Origin of the sequence: Pandoraea cepalis, from assembly GCF_902459665.1 — a bacterium.
Classification (GTDB): Bacteria; Pseudomonadota; Gammaproteobacteria; order Burkholderiales; family Burkholderiaceae; genus Pandoraea; species Pandoraea cepalis.
Window position 1 is genome coordinate 22251 of the sequence record NZ_CABPSL010000008.1, and the last position, 18116, is coordinate 40366.

At 62.8% G+C, this 18116-nt stretch carries 16 protein-coding genes; 6 read left to right on the top strand and 10 right to left on the bottom strand.

All coding sequences use genetic code 11. The annotated features are described in order from the left end of the window. Nucleotides 1-14: 14 nt before the first annotated feature. Nucleotides 15-1355, bottom strand: a complete 1341-nt coding sequence (locus PCE31106_RS12055) for a hypothetical protein (RefSeq protein ID WP_150563412.1) — start codon at nucleotides 1353-1355, stop codon at nucleotides 15-17. 271 nt (nucleotides 1356-1626) lie between these two features. Between PCE31106_RS12055 and PCE31106_RS12060 the strand changes: the two genes are divergently transcribed. Both PCE31106_RS12060 and PCE31106_RS12065 read left to right on the top strand, forming a co-directional pair. Beyond that, the gene (locus PCE31106_RS12060) at nucleotides 1627-2358 is read left to right on the top strand and encodes a DUF3047 domain-containing protein (RefSeq protein ID WP_254440999.1); all 732 of its coding nucleotides are present in this window, start codon (nucleotides 1627-1629) and stop codon (nucleotides 2356-2358) included. Between the two features lie 243 nt (nucleotides 2359-2601). Continuing rightward, nucleotides 2602-4389 carry a peptidoglycan D,D-transpeptidase FtsI family protein gene (locus tag PCE31106_RS12065; RefSeq protein WP_017234268.1) on the top strand — a complete coding sequence of 596 codons (1788 nt, stop codon included), beginning with the start codon at nucleotides 2602-2604 and terminating at the stop codon, nucleotides 4387-4389. Nucleotides 4390-5119: 730 nt separating this feature from the next. Here PCE31106_RS12065 and PCE31106_RS23995 read toward each other — a convergent pair. The 5 genes from PCE31106_RS23995 to PCE31106_RS12085 form a co-directional block, all read right to left on the bottom strand. Next, entirely contained in the window at nucleotides 5120-5485 is a 366-nt protein-coding gene (locus PCE31106_RS23995) for a cytochrome o ubiquinol oxidase subunit IV (RefSeq protein ID WP_017234269.1), read from the bottom strand. Beyond that, nucleotides 5486-6112 (bottom strand): cytochrome o ubiquinol oxidase subunit III, encoded by a 627-nt coding sequence (locus PCE31106_RS24000; protein WP_017234270.1) that lies wholly within the window; start codon nucleotides 6110-6112, stop codon nucleotides 5486-5488. A 2-nt stretch (nucleotides 6113-6114) separates the two neighbouring features. Further along, nucleotides 6115-8094 carry a cytochrome o ubiquinol oxidase subunit I gene (gene cyoB / locus PCE31106_RS12075; RefSeq protein ID WP_026132005.1) on the bottom strand — a complete coding sequence of 660 codons (1980 nt, stop codon included), beginning with the start codon at nucleotides 8092-8094 and terminating at the stop codon, nucleotides 6115-6117. Between the two features lie 15 nt (nucleotides 8095-8109). After that, complete coding sequence (gene cyoA / locus PCE31106_RS12080) at nucleotides 8110-9135, bottom strand: ubiquinol oxidase subunit II (RefSeq protein ID WP_150563414.1); 1026 nt, start codon at nucleotides 9133-9135, stop codon at nucleotides 8110-8112. Between the two features lie 510 nt (nucleotides 9136-9645). Continuing rightward, nucleotides 9646-10275: a LysE family translocator gene (locus PCE31106_RS12085; protein ID WP_017234274.1), complete on the bottom strand. Its 630-nt coding sequence runs from the start codon at nucleotides 10273-10275 to the stop codon at nucleotides 9646-9648. Between the two features lie 267 nt (nucleotides 10276-10542). On the opposite strand from PCE31106_RS12085, the gene PCE31106_RS12090 reads away from it, so the two are divergent. Together PCE31106_RS12090 and PCE31106_RS12095 are read left to right on the top strand one after the other, a co-directional pair. Beyond that, entirely contained in the window at nucleotides 10543-11007 is a 465-nt protein-coding gene (locus tag PCE31106_RS12090) for an Lrp/AsnC family transcriptional regulator (protein WP_130026597.1), read from the top strand. A gap of 77 nt (nucleotides 11008-11084) precedes the next feature. Then, entirely contained in the window at nucleotides 11085-12650 is a 1566-nt protein-coding gene (locus PCE31106_RS12095; protein WP_150563415.1) for a sensor domain-containing diguanylate cyclase, read from the top strand. Between the two features lie 5 nt (nucleotides 12651-12655). Here PCE31106_RS12095 and PCE31106_RS12100 read toward each other — a convergent pair whose 3' ends face one another. Further along, entirely contained in the window at nucleotides 12656-12973 is a 318-nt protein-coding gene (locus PCE31106_RS12100; protein ID WP_026132006.1) for a YnfA family protein, read from the bottom strand. Nucleotides 12974-13075: 102 nt separating this feature from the next. On the opposite strand from PCE31106_RS12100, the gene PCE31106_RS12105 reads away from it, so the two are divergent. Both PCE31106_RS12105 and PCE31106_RS12110 read left to right on the top strand, forming a co-directional pair. Then, a complete protein-coding gene (locus PCE31106_RS12105; RefSeq protein WP_150563416.1) occupies nucleotides 13076-13288 on the top strand; it encodes a SlyX family protein in 213 nt (70 codons plus the stop codon). A gap of 247 nt (nucleotides 13289-13535) precedes the next feature. Then, a complete protein-coding gene (locus tag PCE31106_RS12110) occupies nucleotides 13536-14114 on the top strand; it encodes a DUF1439 domain-containing protein (protein WP_017234279.1) in 579 nt (192 codons plus the stop codon). A 114-nt stretch (nucleotides 14115-14228) separates the two neighbouring features. Here PCE31106_RS12110 and PCE31106_RS12115 read toward each other — a convergent pair whose 3' ends face one another. From PCE31106_RS12115 to PCE31106_RS12125, 3 genes are all read right to left on the bottom strand, one after another. Further along, on the bottom strand, nucleotides 14229-14654 hold the full coding sequence (locus PCE31106_RS12115; protein WP_017234280.1) for an organic hydroperoxide resistance protein: 426 nt from the start codon (nucleotides 14652-14654) through the stop codon (nucleotides 14229-14231). A gap of 135 nt (nucleotides 14655-14789) precedes the next feature. Further along, nucleotides 14790-15374, bottom strand: a complete 585-nt coding sequence (locus tag PCE31106_RS12120) for a TetR/AcrR family transcriptional regulator (protein WP_150563417.1) — start codon at nucleotides 15372-15374, stop codon at nucleotides 14790-14792. Nucleotides 15375-15566: 192 nt separating this feature from the next. Further along, nucleotides 15567-17795, bottom strand: a complete 2229-nt coding sequence (locus tag PCE31106_RS12125; protein ID WP_150563418.1) for a TonB-dependent siderophore receptor — start codon at nucleotides 17793-17795, stop codon at nucleotides 15567-15569. Nucleotides 17796-18116 lie beyond the last annotated feature (321 nt).

An 18116-nucleotide genomic window follows, 5' to 3' on the forward strand; every position in this document is an offset into this window, starting at 1 on the left:
GCCCGCCGCTTACGTCACCCCCTGCCCGCCTCGCGCACTTGCGCGTACGACGCGTGCCAGTGATCACGGCCCAACGCGCCGATCCCGTCGACCAGGTGCATCCAGTCGGTGGACCCGATCACCAGCGACGCGGGCGTATCGCCGCGTGCCAGCGCCGCAAGACGGGGTGGGCATGGGGAACGCCGCCCGGGTGTTCCGGCCACCATCATCAAGCGGGCAATCCAGGGGGCAACGTCTATCGGGATCGCCGGAACGACGACCTCTCCCGCCTGCGGCACCGGTTCGTCGGTCCAGCGCCAAGCGAAGCGCGCGCTGATACTCGCGCGTGTCGCGACGCCGATGGCGTCAAGAACGCGCTCACAGGTCAGCCCGCGCTGCGCGGCGGTATTCAGCGCGCGCACGGCGAGATTTCGCCAGTCGCCATCACCGCCGCAGTCAGCGCGTACGCTGGCGGCGAACAGCGCGACCACGCGGGATCGAACGCGCCGCAGGGCCTCCGGATGGGTCAGCATCGCGCGGGCGTCTCGCGTGTCGTCCGAGAGATCGTCAGTCGTCTCCAACGGATCGAACAGTTGCACGTCGACCGGATGAACGCTGAAGGTCGGCGAGCCCTCGGCATCGTGTCGCCAATCGGGTTCGAGACGTTCGCGCAGCAGCGCGAAGACAGCATCATCAAGGATCAGCGAAGGACGGTCGTCGCTCAGGTTGAGCGCGCGCCGGACGGCGCCGGGCAGCCGGAAACCCAGGCCATGGGCCAGTAACTGGCAAAGCCCGATGACTCGGTCGCTTTGCGCCAAGCTCGCTTGCGGCGCGTCGGCGAGATGCAGAATCAGCGATTCCGCGATGCGCAGTTCCGCGAACTTGCGGCGCGTCGTTGCGCTGGCGCGTTGCGAAACCGCAGTGGGTGGCAGGGGATGGGCGGCGGTCTGCGTTGCGTCGAATGCCGCCAGACACTGGCGCATGGCCGTGACTTCCTCCACGGTCCGACGCCGCAGTTGCGCATCGGTGTCGAGCGCCCACTCGCGCAGCGCGCCCTCGCCCGCGGTGCAGGCGCGCTCCAGCGCGCGCAGCTCGGGCCAAAGATATCGGCACGTGGCGCCCACCGTGACGGCGCTTAGCGCACAGGCGAACGTCACCTCAGCGGCCCCGGTGAGTGCTGCGCCGTGTCGCTGATACCCCAGGCACGCGCTCTGCCATGCGTCGTTGAGCAGGTGGTGCAGCCCGCTGTCTCGCAAACACGCGGATGCGCCTGCGAAATCGCCGCGGACCCCGTCATGCAGGCAGTTCACTGCCTCGTTGGCCAGGCGCAGGAACGGATTCGCCGGGTGGGATGCTGCATGGGAAACGAATGGCATGTCGGCGCCTCCTGGATGTCGGAAAAGCGAGCATCGTCCGCCGTTGCGGCGCAAGACGCTTCAGGATTCGCCCGCCCTTCTGTCGGACCGCCTCACGCAGAATCTGGGATGATGGACGCATTGCGTTGCCACCGAATCCGTTGGAGGCTCCATGTCGATCGTCCCCGAGTTGGCCGCATCCCACTCTGCTTTGCTTGGGCCGCTTGGGCGACTCGCGCACGCGTGGGTCCCGACGTGTCGACGTGATGGCCCCCTGCGCGCGGGGACGCGTGTGCTCGTGGGCGCGCTGACAGCCGTGGCCGTCGGCCTGAGCGCGGCGGTGGCACGGGCGGCCGATCCTGCCCCGGAGGCCCTTCTCTTCTCAAAAGCCGCGCCGGGCAGTGCCTTGCCATCCGGATGGCGAAACCTGCCGGTCGTGAGCGGGAAGAAACTCACCACCTACGCCGTCGTCGTCGATGGCGGGCGCAACGTCATCGAGGCCACTTCGGTCGACTCTGCCTCGGCGCTCATGGCTCAGGGCGACGGCGTCGACCTGAGCGTGACGCCCGTCGTGTCATGGCGCTGGAGAGTCGACCAGGCGATCCCGGGCGCCGACAACCGGGTGGGCGACAAGGAGGATTCGCCGGCGCGGCTGGTGTTTTTCTTCGACGGCAACACATCGTCGCTGCCGTTCGGCGATCGGGCGGCCATGGCGCTGGCCAAGGCGGGGGGCAAAGACCTGCCCTATGCCACGCTGATGTATATCTGGTCCAACGATGCCGCGCCGGGCGGCGTCATCCAGAACCCGCACACCGATCGGGTGCAGATGCTCGTGGTGGCGGGCGGCAATGCGTCGCTCGGCAAGTGGCAAACGTTCTCGCGCAACGTGGCGGCGGACTACGAACGCATCTACCGGGAGAAGCCGGGCAAGCTGCTCGGCTATGGCATCTTTACCGACAGCGACAACACGCACGCCAGCGCGCACGCCTGGTACGGCGACGTTCGGTTCGGCGCGGGAAAGTGACGCCACGGCGTGCGCCGCGCGCAGGGCGATGTCGCGAGACATTCCGCGCCCGGTTTTATCTGCCGACACCGATTCGAGAGGCGGCGACCATGCCGTCGAAAAAATCCCGGAAAGCCCCGTCTGACGGGGCCTTTGCGCTATTACAACAGTCACTTGCGTGCTACGCTATCTCGCCTAGAATCTGAGCCAGAGTTTGTCGACGGGCTCATTGCTGTTCACGCCTCTCACCGCCCCGCGAGCGCCATGCAAAAGAATCGCCAGCCCAAGGACGTTACGTTCGCTTCCAGTCCGGTATTGCAGTCGCGCATGTCGATGTGGCGCTCCAAGTTCGTCGTCATCACGATCACCCTCGCGTTCATCGGACTGGTCGCACGAGCGTTCTGGATTGCCGGCCCGGGCAATAGTTTCTATATCGCGCAGGGCGAAAAGCGGTACGAGCACACCATTGTCATGCCTGCGGTGCGCGGCAAGATCGAGGATCGCGACGGCCGCGTACTCGCGACCAGCCTGCCGATGCGCACCATCTGGGCGGTACCGGCCGAGGTGCCGGACGACCTGTCCGACAGTGCCCTGCAGAAGGCCAGCAAACTGCTCGACATTCCCGCGAAGGAGCTGCGCGCCAAGCTCATCGGCGAGAAGAAGTTCGTCTATGTGAAGCGTCAGGTCTCGCCGGAGATCGGCAAACAGATGGAAGTCCTGGGCATCCCCGGCGTGTACGAAAGCAGCGAATACAAGCGCTTCTACCCCGAAGGCGAAGTCGCGGCGCATGTGGTGGGCTTCACCAATGTCGAAGACAAGGGCCAGGAGGGCATGGAGCTGGGCGAGGAGCCCTTGCTCGAGGGCAAGGCCGGCGTGCGACGCGTCATCAAGGACCGCATCGGCCGGACCATTCAGGACCTCGACGATTCCAGCCCTCCGCGAGACGGCAAGGACATTCGCCTGACGCTGGATACACGTGTGCAGTACATCGCCTACGAGGCGTTGAAGAATGCGCTGGAACGCACGGGGGCGAAAGCGGCGATGGCGGTCGTCATCGATGCCAAGTCCGGTCAGGTGCTGGCGCTGGCCAACTTGCCGACCTACAACCCGAACGACCGGGCCCATTTGACGGGCGAGCAATTGCGCAACCGCGTCTTCACGGATGTCTTCGAACCGGGCTCGATTCTCAAGCCGTTCACCATGGCGCTGGCGTTGGACCTGCATCGGCTCACGCCGACCACGCTCATCGACACGGGGCCCGGGCGATACGTCTTCGAAGGCGCGACCATCAGCGACGACAGCGCGAATGGCGTGTTGACGGCGGCGGGTGTCATTCAGAAGTCGAGCAACATCGGCATGACCAAGGTATCGACGATGTTGCGGGCGGAGGAAATGTGGGACATGTTCACCGAGATCGGACTGGGTCAGCAGCCGAAGCTGGGGTTCCCGGGGGCGGTATCGGGGCGTTTGCGTCCGTACAAATCGTGGCGGCGGATCGAGCAGGCGACGATGGCGTACGGTTACGGGATCTCGGCGTCGCTGTTCCAGTTGGCGCGCGCGTACACGATCTTTGCCAACGATGGCGTGCTCGTGCCCATCACCATCATCAAGCCGGATACGCCGGTGCAGCCCGAGGGCGTGCGGGTGATCGACGCGCACACGGCGGCCGAAATGCGTCAGATGCTGGCGGGCGTGGTCGATACGGGCGGGACGGCCACGACGGCGCAGGTGGCCGGTTACAGCATTGGCGGCAAGACCGGCACGGCTTACAAGGCGGGCGCGCACGGATACGATCACTCGAAGTATCGGGCATCGTTCGTGGGGATCGCGCCGTTGTCGGCACCGCGCCTGGTGATTGCGGTATCGGTGGATGAGCCGAAGGCGTCGCAGCACTTTGGTGGTCAGGCGGCGGGACCGGCGTTTGCGGAGATTGCATCGCAGGCGTTGCCGCTGCTGGGGATTCGTCCGGATCTGCCGGTGCGGCCCGGGGTGATCCTCGCCGCGCCGACGTCGGATACGCCGCCGGATGACAAGGCGGCGTCGCACGGATAGAGCTTCGTGGGCTTGATATCGGTTCGTGGTGTCTTGTAGTGCCTCGTAGCGCCTCGTAGCTCCGTGTTGCGCCCGTATGTCCTGATGCGCCCGGTCGCTTCCAACGTTAGCGGCAAATCGGGTTGGGGGCCGCCCGCGGCACTCCAATGCCTGTTAAGTCGCACCGCGGGCGGCCCCCAACCCGATACGTCAACGAAAGCGATGCGACGACACCCATCGTACAACCCCGGTGGGGGTCGACAGCAGGCTTGAACGACGCTCGCCAGTGCCCCGTCCCGCTCCGTCAGCGCAAACGATGTGACGACACCGATGAGGCGACGGGGGCTGGAATGACAGGATGCGTGAGCGACGCTTGCCGGTGCCCTGACGGAGCGACTTTAAAGTGGAGCGCAGTCAGGGTACCGGCAAGCGTCGCGGGTATGGGGGATTGCGGGGGCGTTGGGGGTGAATGAGCGGGCGGTGTCGACGGATCGGGAAGGTGTGAGCAAAAAAGGCGGTTCGATGACTCGAACTGCCTTTTTTGCGTACTGAGGCGCCAAACGGCACGCACAAGCCCGTGCCGCCCGGCAACGCGTCGAATCATTCACCGAAACAGGTTAGCGAGTCGGCTCGGAAATCGGCTGGAAGGTCGCCCCTCCAAAGCGCCCCAAAAAAGAAAAAGGCGGCCCGGAAACCGGCGCCGCCTTTCTCTCACTTGCCCGAAGTAACGCAGACAAGTTCTGAAGAAGCCTTACATCCCCGGCATCATCAGTGTGTTGGCGTTGTGCATGATCCACAGCGAGCCGACCAGCACGATGGACACGATCAGGATCGTGAACGCGAAGGCCATCACGTTCCAGCGCTGTTCCGACGAACGGTCCATGTGCAGGAAGTAGATCAGATGGACGATGATCTGCACGAGGGCCGCGCCGAGAATCAGCGGCAGCACTGTCGACGGCGGCATCGTGCCATCCATCACCAGCTTGAACGGCACGACCGTGAGGATCACCGCGAGCACGAAGCCGATCAGGTACGACTTCACGCTGCCGTGGCTACCCCCGGCCGCATTGTGGCCAGCGTCGTGGCCGTGCGATTGCACCGATTTCGTATTGCTCATTTACATCGCTCCCATCAGGTACACGACCGTGAACACGCCAATCCACACCACGTCCAAGAAGTGCCAGAACAGCGACAGGCATTGCAGGCGCGTGGTGGTGGTCGAGTTCAGACCCTTCTTGCCGATCTGGAACATCAGCACGGCCATCCACAGCAGGCCCGAGGCCACGTGCAGACCGTGGGTGCCCACCAGGGCGAAGAACGACGACAGGAAACCGCTACGGTTCGGGCCCGCACCTTCCAGAATCAGATGGTGGAACTCATACAGTTCCATCGCGATAAACCCGGCACCCAGCAACCAGGTCACCGCCAGCCAGCCCAGTACCGTGCTCTTCTTGCCGTTGTGCAGCCCGACCATGGCAAAGCCATAGGTGATCGACGAGAACAACAGGATGAACGTTTCGACCAGCACGAACTTCAGGTCGAACAGTTCCTTGCCCGTCGGGCCGCCCGCAGACGAGTCACGCAACACCGCAAAGGTGGCGAACAGGCCGGCGAACAGCACCAGGTCGGTCATCAGGTACACCCAGAAACCGAAGATCGTGTTGCCACCGGTGTCGTGGTGCGCGTGGTCGTGCGCATGCGCATCGGCATGCGCGCCAGAGTGTTTGAGAACTTCGCTCGTCATGATTAAGCCTTTGCTGCTGCGGCCAGTGCCTGATGGTGAGCCGTTTCAATGGCCACCACTTCCGGCGACTGCACGTAGTAGTCGATCGAATCGTCGTTGCTGCGGCAGATGAAGGTCACGATCATGCCGACGAAGCCGACGATGGCCAGCCACCAGATGTGCCAGATGGCCGCGAAACCGAACACCAGCGAGAACGCACTGATGATGAAACCGGCGCCGGTATTCTTCGGCATGTGGATCGGTGCGTAGCTCGTCTTCAGATCGCCCTTGATGCCGTGGGCCTTGCGATAGGCCAGCTCGTCGATGTCATGCACGCGCGGCTCTTCGGCAAAGTTGTAGAACTGCGGCGGCGACGACGTCATCCACTCCAGCGTACGGCCGTTCCAGGGATCGCCCGTCGTGTCGGCGAGCGCCTTGCGGTTCTTGATCGAGACGACCAGTTGCAGCACCTGGAAACCGATACCGGCGGCGATGAACAGTGCCCCCACCCACGCGGCGATCAGCCACGGCTGCCACGCAGCGTTTTCGTAGTGGTTCAGGCGACGGGTCATGCCCATCAAGCCCAGCACGTACAGCGGCATGAACGCGAGGTAGAAGCCGATCAGCCAGCACCAGAAGCTTGCCTTGCCCAGACGCTCGTCGAGCTTGAAGCCGAAGGCCTTCGGGAACCAGTAGTTCATCCCGGCGATGTAACCGAACAGCACGCCACCGATGATCACGTTGTGGAAGTGAGCAATCAGGAACAGCGAGTTGTGCAGCACGAAGTCGGCGCCCGGCACGGCCAGCAGCACGCCCGTCATGCCACCGATCACGAACGTGACGATGAAGCCCAGCGTCCACAGCACCGGCACGGTCATTTGTACGCGACCGCGGTACATCGTGAAAAGCCAGTTGAAGATCTTCACGCCGGTCGGGATCGAGATGATCATCGTCGCGATACCGAAGAACGCGTTCACGTTGGCACCCGAGCCCATCGTGAAGAAGTGGTGCGCCCACACGAGGAACGACAGCACCATGATCGCGGCCGTGGCGTACACCATCGACTTGTAGCCGAACAGCTTCTTGCCCGAAAACGTCGAGATGATCTCCGAGAACATACCGAACGCCGGCAGAATCAGGATGTACACCTCCGGGTGACCCCAGATCCAGATCAGGTTGATGTACATCATCGGATTGCCGCCCAACTCATTCGTAAAGAAATGGAAGTCGAGGTAGCGGTCGAGCGAGAGCAGCGCCAGCGTCACCGTCAGCACCGGGAACGCGGCGCACACCAGCACCATCGTGCACAGCGAGGTCCACGTGAAGACCGGCATCTTCATCAGGTTCATGCCCGGCGCACGCATCTTCAGAATCGTGACGACGAAGTTCACACCCGTGAGCAACGTCCCCAGACCCGAGATCTGCAAGGCCCAGATGTAGTAATCCACCCCCACGCCCGGACTGTATTGAATGCCCGAGAGCGGCGGGTAAGCCAGCCAGCCCGTGCGCGCGAATTCACCCACGCCCAGCGACAGGTTCACCAGCGCTGCGCCGGCCACGAACAGCCAGAACGAGAGCGTGTTCAGGAACGGGAATGCCACGTCGCGGGCGCCGATCTGCAGCGGCACCACGAGGTTGACGAGACCCGTCATGAACGGCATCGCCACGAAGAAGATCATGATCACGCCGTGGGCGGTGAAGATCTGGTCGTAGTGCTCCGGCGGGAGAATGCCCGGCGAGTTGTGCGCGAGCATGAGCTGCGTACGCATCATCAAGGCGTCGGCAAAGCCACGCAGCAGCATAACGAGCGCGACGAGCACGTACATGATGCCGATCTTCTTGTGATCGACCGACGTGACCCATTCGTTCCACAGGTACTTCCACTTGCCGAAGTAGGTGAGCAGCCCAATGATGCCCAGCCCCCCCAGCACCATCATGCCGACCGCGCCGACGATGATCGGCTCGTGGTACGGGATGGCTTCGAGAGTCAGTTTGCCAAACAGCGTTGACATTGTTGTTTACTCCTTGTGCGCGTGCGCAGACGCACCGGCGTGCATCGCATGCGCGCCGGCATTGTCCATGGCCATGGTCATCGCGGCGGCCGGTGCCGTCGCGGTGTCGTTGGCCGCACCCTTCATGTCCATGCCCTTCATGTCCATGGCACCGTGGTTCTCATGGCCGTCCTGCTGCTGGGCCATGCCGGATGCCATCGGGGCGTGCACGATCGACTGGAACAGGTTCGCGTCGACCGAGCTGTAGTACGTGACCGGCGTGTTCTCGCTCATCGGCACGAGCGATGCGTAGGCGTCGCGGTCGAGCACCTTCTTCGACTCGCGCACCTTCGTCACCCATTGCTCGAAGTCGTTGTCGGTCATCGCCAGCGTCTTGAAACGCATGCCCGAGAAACCGCCGCCGCTGTAGTTCGCCGAAATGCCGTCGTACGCGCCGACGTGATTGGCGATCAAGTGCAGCTTCGTCTGCATACCGGCCATCGAGTAGACCTGGCTACCCAATTGCGGAATGAAGAACGAGTTCATGATCGATTCCGACGTGATCTTGAAATTCACGGGGGTATCGACCGGAACGGCCAACTCGTTGATCGACGCAATCCCTTGCTCCGGGTAGATGAACAACCACTTGTAGTTCATCGACACCACTTCGACCGTGATCGGCTTCACATCGCTTTGCAGCGGCTTGTAAGGATCGAGTTCGTGGGTGGAGACCCAGGTGATGCGCGCGAGGATCGCAATGATGATGATCGGCACGAGCCAGACCACAACCTCGATCGCCGTGGAGTGCGACCAGTTCGGTTCGTAGCGGGCCGCCTTGTTGCTCGCGCGATATTTCCACGCAAACCACAGCGTCATCAAGATGACCGGAATCACGACGATCAGCATCAGCCAGGTGGCCGTGAGAATCAGGGATTTGGTCTCTTCTCCGATCTGCCCCTTGGGGTTGAGAACGGCCATGTCGCAGCCAGCCAAAAGCAGCGGCGAGCACAGGGCGAGGAGCCTTAGCAATCGCGGGTTTCTGTGTTTCTTCATGTCACACGACAGGGTTGAGTTGGCCAACGAACGGCGCAACACGGGCTTACCGGCCTGATGCAGGGTCGCAGGAGGTTGGCAAGGGTTAAGGTGAGACGGGAGCAGTCGCCGCGCCGATATTGCACCGGCCGAACTACGACGACTGTGTCATCGAAAAGACGGGAACCGGGGCGGGTTGCCGCCCCGAAGACCTCAAGTCACTGCCCGACTTCTTGTCTTTTACTTCCATCACGGTGCGGCATTATGCCGAAGTTTAATTAGGCCGGACATCGCGCACACACCGGCGCGACAATGTGTCGCGCAGCCCTCACGTATGCGCGCGCGACGTTTTCAAAGCAGATCGGCACGTGTTTGGCGGTAAACGCTGTGCAATGCAGCAATTCGGAAACGTTCTTAGATTTCAAGAGGTGCGACGTTGTGTCGCACCTCCATTTGCCGTGTCGCAGCGAACTGCACCGGATTGGTGCATCGAGAGGAAGGGGGGACCGCTGAGGACGTTGGCCCGGCGTTTCAATCCAGCGACAGGCGCACGGCGAACGCCAAGAGCGCCGCGCCGAACGACCAGCGTTGGACTTTTTGTGCCAGCGGACGGGTGCGCAGCCAGCGGGCGATGCGGGCGGCACCGAAGGCGAGCGTCACGTCGAAGATCGCACCCACGACCAGCAGCAGTACACCCAGTTCGAGCACCTGCGACCACATGGGCCCGGCTTCGGCGCGGACAAACTGGGGCAGCAGCACCGAACAGAACAACAGCGCCTTCGGATTGAGCACGCTGGAGAGCACACCGCGCCGCACGGCATGCGCGAGCGGCGGTGCAGCGTCGGTCGGCGCGGCCGCGGCCTCGATGCCGAACGCCGGAGAACGCCAGATCTGGATCGCCACCCACGCCAGATAGATCGCGCCCGCGATGCGCACCGTCTCGAAGAGCCACGGCGCCGAACGCAACAACGCCGCCACGCCGCAGGCCGAGAGCGTTACGTGCCCGGCACGCGCCAGCGCCAAGCCGGCCGCCGTCGCCAATCCGTGCCTCACCCCTCGCGTCATGCTCGTCTGCATGACGAGCGCCATATCCGGGCCCGGCAACGCGTAGACGACGATCAACGCACCGACGAAGACGGTGAGCAACTGCAGCGAAACCATGATTTTCCCCTGACGGCCGCAATGGCGGAAACGAACCTCATGATCTCGCTATTCAACGAGCGATACACAGCGTTTTTCACTCACAATTATTTAGTAATTTAGCTTATTTCGCCAATAAAGTGCATTTCACGTTGAAGTCTCACCAAGTCAGAGGTCACACCCGCGACAATCAACCTAATCCGGAAGGATGAGGGCAACACTTTCCGGAAATTGCAGATCGTGGTGGAATGCCATCTTTGTAGTAGCTTTCGTAGCGGGATACTCATCATGAACGAACTCGACGCCATCGATCGGGCGATTCTCTCCATCGTCCAGCGCGATGGCCGCATTTCCAACGCCCGGCTTGCGGAACGTGTGTCGCTGTCCGAAACACCCTGTGCGCGACGTCTGAAACGGCTCGAAGCCGAAGGCTATATCACCGGCTATCGGGCAGAACTTTCGCACCGCGCGCTGGGGCTTGGCGTGACGGCATTCGTACATGTGCGCTTCGCCGTGCATGACCGCGCGCTGTCCGAGCAGTTCGAGCGCGAAGTCCAGGCCATCGAGCGCATCGTGTCGTGCCACAACATCTCCGGCAGCGCCGATTACCTGCTGGAGGTGGTTGCCACGGATCTCGACGATTACGGCATGTTCACGCGCGACGTGCTGCGCGCCCTGCCCGGCGTCTCGTCAATCGAATCGATGTTGTCGCTGCGAGAAGTCAAACGCGATACCGGCGCGCCGTTGCTCTAATCCGACTCTCGGCGGCATGGCGCGCATTTGCCCGTAGAATGGCGGGCTGACTCGACTTAGCAGACCTCAGGTGCCTCATGCCGGACGCCACGCCCGTCGTACCCTCCCAGCCGACCTCCCTGCCGCGCGATGCGCTCGGAGCCAGCGCCGCCAACGATGACGCCCTGATGTTCGATCTCGCGCCCGTTTCGCTCTGGCTCGAGGACTTCAGCGGTGTGAAGCAACTGTTCGACGAATGGCGCGCGCAAGGGGTCACCGACCTGCGCGCCCACTTCAGGATCGACCCGGCGCACGTCGCCGCTTGCTCGCGGCGCATTCGTGTCATCAAGGTCAATCGACGAACGTTGTCGATGTTCAACGCCCCATCGCTCGACGCGCTCGTGGCCGGCCTGCCGCGCATCTTCCGCGACGACATGCTCAAGACCCACATCGAAGAGCTTTGCCAGTTGTGGGACGGCCGTACACACTTCACGAGCAAGACGGTCAACTACACGCTCGATGGCCGGCGTCTCGATGTGCTCCTGAACGGCTCGGTCCTGCCCGGGCACGAAGCCACGCTGGAACGCGTGCTGATCTCGCTGGAAAACGTGACCGAACTCGAACACGCCCGTGAGCGCGTGACGATGGGCGAGCAATACGCACGCGGGCTGTTCGAATACTCGCCAGTCTCGCTTTGGGTCGAGGATTTCAGCGCCATCAAGTTGTTGCTCGACGACGCCCGTGCGCGTGGCATCACGGACTTCCGCACGTTTACCGACGTTCACCCCGAATTCGTGGAACGGTGCATGACCGAGATCCACGTGCTCGACGTGAATCGCCATACGCTCGCGATGTTCGTCGCGCCCGACAAGGCCTCGCTGCTCGCCCGCCTGCCCGAAGTGTTCCGCGACGACATGCGACACAATTTCCGCGAGCAGTTGGTCGACCTGTGGGAGAACAAGCTGTTCCAGCAGCGCGAAGTCGTCAACTACGCGCTCGATGGCAACGAGATCAACGTTCACCTGCAATTCGCGGTGCTGCCCGGTCACGAGGCGCGCTGGGACCTGGTGCTCGTGGCGCTCACTGACATCACCGCGCGCAAGAAGGCCGAGTCGTATCTCGAATTCCTCGGCAAGCACGACGTGCTGACCAAGCTGCGCAACCGCTCGTTCTATGTCGACGAACTCAATCGGCTGGAGCGCAAGGGGCCCTATCCGGTGACGGTGATCGTCGCCGACCTGAACGGCCTGAAGACCGTGAACGATCAGCTAGGGCACGCCGCAGGCGACGCGCTGCTGCGCCGTGCGGGCGAGGTGTTGGGCAAAGCGGTCACCGCCCCGCAGATCGCGGCGCGCATCGGCGGTGACGAATTCGCGTTGCTGCTGCCCTCCACCGATGCGACGAGTGGCGCGACGCTGATCGAGAGCATTCGCCAACTCGTGGAGTTGAACAACTCGTTCTACCCTGGCACGGCGCTCTCCTTCTCGATGGGGATGGCGACGTGCGAGGCTGGAGAGCGGCTCGAAGCCACGACCCAACGGGCCGATTTGCTGATGTACGAAGAAAAGCGCAATCACTACGCCGGCACCATGAACGAACGGCGTGTGCTCGATGGACTGCCGTCCGGCACCGGCGAGATGAGCGGTGGCGGCAGTCGCGACTGAAGCGACTAGCGCGGCTGGAACGCGATCAGGCTCATGCCCGCTAACGCAATGGCCACACCGGCCATGTCCCACGGCGTTGGGCGCACCCCGTCCACGAGCCATAGCCACACGATCGCCACGCTGATATAAACGCCGCCGTACGCCGCATAAACACGACCGGCCGCCGACGGATGCAGCGTCAGCAGCCACGCGAAAAGCGCGAGCGACATCGCCCCCGGCACAAGCAGCCATGCGCTGCGATCGTGCTTGAGCCACAGCCAGGGCAAATAGCAGCCGACGATCTCCGCCACCGCCGTGACGACATAAAGCAGGAAGGTTTTCATCGTGCGATTATGCCCGGCGCGAATCGAATGCGTCATATCGCAGGCAACATCGACAGGCTAATCGCCGGGTGGCCTACAATGCCGCGTCTACCGGAGAAGCTCATGGAATTGTTGGAAGCACGCGTCGTCGAACTCGAAGTCAAGGCGGCGTTTCAGGAAGATTTGCTTGAAACCCTCAACGACATCGTCACGCGTCAGGAGCAGCAGCTCGATTTGCTGCAAAAGCAGATCAAGGCGCTGTACCAGCAGATGCAGTCGCAGGGACAGGGGGGGAACGATGGCAATCCACGCCATGAAGTCCCGCCGCATTATTGAACTGGATCGAACCGGATCGAACTGGCGGGCCGGTAGCGCCGTTGCGCGAAGACGAACGTGCGTGGGCACGGAATGACACGGTTCGCACGGGCAATTGCCGCACGCAGAACGATTCTGCGTCGTCCGGGTCACATCATCATCGACGATTCAGGCATGGCCGCGCCGTGCCCGTCCCTCGGACCTTCGTAACATGACCGCTTACCGCCCGCCTCGTCGCCTCCTCCCCACCGACACCTCGGACAGTTCCGTGACCTCGCGCCGCGACGCGCTGCGCCTGACGGCGGCGGGGCTCCTCGGCCTTGCGCTCGCCCCGCTCATGCGCCCGGCCAATGCCGCGTACAACATCTGGACCGGCGAGTACACGATGACACGTCAGGACATCGAGGCTGCCGTCGGCAAGCGCTTCCCGACCACGCTCAACTACGGCCAACTGCTGTCCGTCGAACTGACGCATCCGAAAATCGGCTTCAACCCGCAGGCCAATCGCGTCATCACGCAGATCGACGCGCAATTGCAGAACGTCTTGCTGCAAGGCCAGCCGCTCGCTGGCGTGCTGAGCCTGTCGAGCGCGCTGAAATACGACCCGGTCAAACGTGCCGTGTTGCTCGACAACCCGAACGTGGAGCGTGTGGATGTGAACGGCATGCCCCCGGCATACGACCAACAGTTGACGGCCATTGGCGGCTCTCTCGCCCAGCAAGTACTCAATCAGTATCCGATCTATACATTCAAACCCGAGCAATTGCGTTATGGCGGACGCGATGTCGAGCCGGGCGCCATCACCGTGCTGTCCGACGGCATCAAGGTCGAAGTCAAAACGAAGTGACAGGATCGCGCGCCGTGTCGCAAAAGAACAAGGGCAGCCCGCGGGCTGCCCTTGCCTTATGCCGCAGGGTTCTCCGGCGTCGCGCTTGCGCGCGAGACCGGGAACGCCACGAACTCAGACCACCGTCAGCGTCACGTCGATGTTGCCACGCGTGGCGTTCGAGTACGGGCACACGATGTGTGCCTTCTGTACCAGCGCTTCGACCGTCGCGCGATCCACGCCCGGCACGCTGATCTTCAGTTCCGCCTGAATGCCGAAGCCCGTCGGGATCTGCCCGATTCCGACGCTTCCGTCGATCTTCGTGTCGGCGGGCAGCGCAATCTTTTCCTTGCCCGCCACGAACTTCAGCGCGCCCAGGAAGCAGGCCGAGTAACCGGCAGCAAACAGTTGTTCCGGATTCGTGCCGCCAACGCCCGCGCCGCCCATTTCCTTGGGTACAACCAGCTTGACGTCAAGCACGCCGTCGGACGACACGGCACGGCCATCACGGCCTCCGGTCGCGGTGGCATGGGCGGTGTACAGCACTTTTTCGATCGACATAACGAACTCCTGGTGAGTAGAGAATTTCACTTCCAAACTTCGATCGCCCCAGCCCGGCACACCTTCCCGGCGTTGCCTTCCGGCCCGACGACCCCTCTGACATCCGCTGGCCGGCTCGTGCGAGCCGGCGTCAACTCAAGCGACGCCGCACACCGACGCCACCACATCCTCCAGGCGCGACGGCGCCCGGAACAAACGGGAAGCCATCACGCTCCCCTGAAACCCGGCAAACAGCGCACGCGCAGTACCATCGGGCGACGACGTCAGCGTGAGCGAACCGTCTGTCACGCCTTGGGCCAGCACACGTGCCAACCACGCTTCGTGATACGCGAAGAATCGCTGCACCGCTTCGCGAACCGTCTCCGGCAGCGTTTCGATGTCGGCCGCCAGCATGCCGCACAGACAGATCCGATGCCCGTCGGCCGCGATGCGCCCGAATCCTCGCGCATACAACGCCAGCTTCTGCGCAGGCGGCAGTGCCTCGTCGATGCCCGCCAGCCCTTCCTTGATCAACGCGTCGTAGGCCTTGATGGCTTCGAGTACGAGATCTTCCTTGGCCGGGAAGTAATAGTGGATGCTCGACGTCTTGACCCCGACTTGCTCAGCGAGATCCCGATAGCTGAAGCCGTTGTAGCCCCGCGTCATCAGGAACCGCTGCGCATGCTCGAGCAGTTGTTCCTTGACGGTCGATGTCGTTGGCGATGTATGTGTGCGATTCATGAAACGAACTTTATCTACCAGTAGATAGATAGTCAAGCCGTTTTATCGGATCGATCGATGGATTTTTTCAATGAAGGCCATAGTCGGGACGCCACTCCCCCCTGCCATGTGCGGCGCCCAAGACGACAAACAGCGAATCTTGCGAGCCGCTGTTCCATGAATGGCCAAATCTCGCCAGGTGTCCGACGTCGCTCAGAAGTCGATCTTCGCGTTCAGGCTGACCATGCGCGGGTCGGCCGGCTTGATGTAGTTGTCGTACTGATATTCCCAATACTTGCGGTTGGTCAGGTTGCTCACCGCCGCGCGCAGCGTCACGTCCTTGCCTGCGACGCGCGTGCGGTAGGTTGCGCCGAGGTTGATCAACGTATAGCCCGAGACGGCCAGCGAGTTCTGCGGATTGAGCGCCGTGCGACCGTTGTAGCGAATATCGCCCCCGACCGACAGACCCGGCACGTAAGGCACCTTGTACTCGACGTTGCCCGAGAGCACGAAGCGCGGCGCGCCGCCCACCCGGTTGCCGTCGAAACCGTTCGTACGGGCGTACCAACTATCGAGCGCCATGGCGCTGGCGCCGAGCGTCCACCGTGGCCCCAGCTTCACCGCCCCGGCCAACTCGATCCCCTGGTAGATGGACTGGCCGTCCGAGACGCGTGCGTTGGCGCTGTTCGTGTACACCGCACCCCGCTCAATGCGGAAGAGCGCTGCCGTCGTGCTCCACGTGGACTGCTCCGTCTTCACGCCAACCTCATACTGGCGGCTCTTGAACGGGTTGAGTACCGCGCCCGCGTTGGCGTAGGTCGACCCCACCACTTCGCCAGCCTCCAGCGCTTCCACATAGCTGGCGTATGCCGTCGCGTTCGGCGCGAGCTTGTACATGACGGCGAGTGTCGGCGTGAACACACCGTTCGTCGAGTAGGTCGAGATCCCTTGCGCGTTCGTCTGATTGTAGTTAGTGAAGCGCGCGCCGCCGAGCACCGACAGTCGATCCGTGATCTGTACCGTGTCAGAGGCAAAGACCGAGCGCTGCTCGATGGCGCTGGCGCGTTGCGCCTGGAGCGTCGAGCCGTCGCCAAAGAACTGATACGACGCCCCCTGGTATAGATTGCCCGAGTACGTCGAGAAGGGAACATACGCGTTCGCGGTGACCGGGCTGTACAGATACGTGTAGTCGTTCGTCTGATACTGCGATGCGTAGCCGAACGTGAGCTGGTGTGCGAGCGGCCCCGTACGCACCTTGCCCTCGGCCGCCACCTGCCACGCGTGGAACGTATTGATTTCGTCGCCCAGATCATTCAGGCCACGGAAGTCGCCTGCGCCGTTGAGCAAATAGAGCGTGGCTTCGTTACGGTCGCGCGTCGACTTGTTGTAGGCGAAGTCGGCCGACACCTTCCAGTCCGGATTCAACTGATATTGCAGGCCGGTCGTGTAGAACTGCGTGATGGTGTTCAGATGCGTGGCCTGCGTCTGAAGATTCGCGTTCGACACATTGATCGGCCCCGGCAACTGATGGCCCTGGAAGGACGCCGTCGAGAGCGAGGGCGTGGTGCCCGTCGCCCGGCGATCCTGGTACATCGCGCCGAAGTTCCACGTCAGGTCGGGCGTCAAACGTGCGTCGAGCGCGAGCGACACCGTGTCGCGATTCAGATTGCCGTCCGAATAGGTGCGGCCTTCCTCGTGCGTGTAATTCAGCCGGGCGCCGAACATGTCGTTCGGCCCGGCACGCCCCCCGAGATCGACATGCTCGCGCCAGATGCCGTTCGAATGGAAACCGACATCGATGCTGGCGATGCGCTCGTCCGTCGGCTTTTTCGTCACATAGTTGACGACACCGCCCGGGGCAACGAAGCCGTACATGAAACCGGACAACCCCTTGAGCAGTTCCACGCGGTCGAACTGCTCGTACGGCATCGTCACGCCGTAGGTCATCACGGGCATCCCGTCGAGCTTGAAGCCGGATTGCCAGTCGATCGGCATGCCGCGCACATAGATGTAGCCGGCCCAGGCGTCGAAGGCGTTGCTGCCGTCGGTCACCGAGGCGTCGGTCGAGAACACGTCGCCAAGCTTCGCGGGTTGGCGTTGTTCGAGCTGCTCCTGGCTGACCACCGTTGTGGAGAACGGCGTATCGAGCTGGCTGCGCGAGCCAAGCGCGCCGGATTGCACTGGCTGCTTGAGGTTCTGCGGCGTTTCACGCAGGGCCGAGCCGGTCACCGTTGTGGCCTGGAGCGTGGCTTGGGCATCGGCGTCGGTTGTCGGTCCATCCGTGGACGTGGCCGCCATCGACTGGGCGATGGCCGGTGCGGCGGCAAAGGCCAGGAGTGCGGCCAGCGCGAGCGGCGCCAGACGGCTACGGGGAACGACGACGTTGCCCGTAGCGGTGCGGCCAGCCTCCCCCGAGGCGCCGTGGTGGTAAGCGAAGGTCATGCTGGAAATCCCGAGTGACGGTTTGAAATATTTATAATTAATGAGAATCGTTAACATTCTCATTCAAAGATCGGAATATTAACAAACGTTCACGTATCGTCAACAAGTGTTGAAGATCGGCATCGCGGGACAACACGGAAATACAACATTTTCATCCCTTACACAAAGGGAATGTTGGCGAACGACGCCGCCGGACAGTTGCCGCGGCGGTGGTTTCGGGGCGGTGGTCTGACCGGCGCATCGGAAACCGTGTCAAATAGGCTAGTATTGCGGCACTGTCGCCGACCGAGCGGCTAATCGACTGGACCGCCGACCCTCATC